The organism is Vibrio sp. YT-18 (genome assembly GCF_033337345.1).
In the GTDB taxonomy this organism is placed as follows: Bacteria; Pseudomonadota; Gammaproteobacteria; order Enterobacterales; family Vibrionaceae; genus Vibrio; species Vibrio alginolyticus.
Genome location: NZ_JAWOQO010000238.1, coordinates 1 through 1,094 on the forward strand (window position 1 = coordinate 1; position 1,094 = coordinate 1,094).

Consider the following 1,094-nt stretch of genomic DNA (forward strand, 5'->3'; position numbering starts at 1 on the left):
GGTCAAGCCGTGGCCGTAAAAGCGATGCCGTTGTCCATTACCTTTGACCACAGAGCTTGTACCGGCGGTGAAGCCGCGCGCTTTACCAAGGTGCTTGCAGAACATCTGCAAAGGCCAAGTGTGACCAAGTCATAACGACATCAGGCTTCCAAAATGGAAGCCTTTTTTTGCTTTACGCGTTAATTCAAACCAACCCACCGAACAGATACAATCATCACTAACGGTTTAATTTTCAAACACATGTCACTCTTTCATGCTTCAAAGCTATGACTACCTCTCATCGAATTCACGTTTACGTTAACTGAGCTATAGTTTTCTATATAAATGATAAATGTCACCCAGATGACGGAAGTAAAAAGGAAGCACAAAAATGGAACGTGAATGCATGGAGTTTGATGTGGTGATCGTCGGAGCTGGCCCTGCGGGGTTAAGTGCAGCATGTCGATTAGCACAGTTGAACCAAGATCGTGAAGGCGAAGCGCTGTCAATTTGTGTGGTAGAAAAAGGCTCTGAGGTCGGCGCACATATATTATCTGGCGCGGTGTTTGAAACTCGCGCCTTAGATGAGCTCTTCCCAAATTGGAAGGAAATGGGAGCACCCGTTTCTGCCCCCGTTCAACATGATGATTTTCTCTATCTAACGACGGAGCTTAATCATATACGTGTGCCCCACTTCCTCACGCCTAAACCCATGCATAATGACGAAAACAATCACGTTATTAGCCTTGCTAATCTTTGTCGCTGGCTTGCTACTCAAGCTGAGCAACTTGGCGTTGAAGTTTTTCCTGGTTTTGCCGCTGCGAGCATTAACTACGATGAATCAGGGGCCGTTACCGGTATCACCACCAGCGATATGGGACTGGATAAAAACGGACAAGAGAAAGCCAATTTCGAACCGGGCATTGAACTTAAAGCCAAATACACGCTGTTTGCTGAAGGGTGCCGTGGGCATTTAGGAAAAGAGCTCATTCGTCATTTCGATTTGGATGCAGGCAAACAACCTCAGCATTACGCATTAGGCTTGAAAGAGATTTGGGAGCTGCCGGCTGATGCGAAAGATTTTACAGGCAACGTCATCCACTCCGCCGGTTGGC

Annotated in this window: 2 protein-coding genes; both read left to right on the forward strand. The window is 46.9% G+C overall.

The window, feature by feature from the left end:
* The coding region (locus R7M72_RS25680; protein ID WP_318056540.1) for a 2-oxo acid dehydrogenase subunit E2 at window positions 1-135 on the forward strand (135 nt) is incomplete at its 5' end.
* Between the two features lie 235 nt (window positions 136-370).
* Window positions 371-1,094 (forward strand): NAD(P)/FAD-dependent oxidoreductase (locus R7M72_RS25685; RefSeq protein WP_318056539.1); only part of this gene is annotated, 724 nt, incomplete at its 3' end.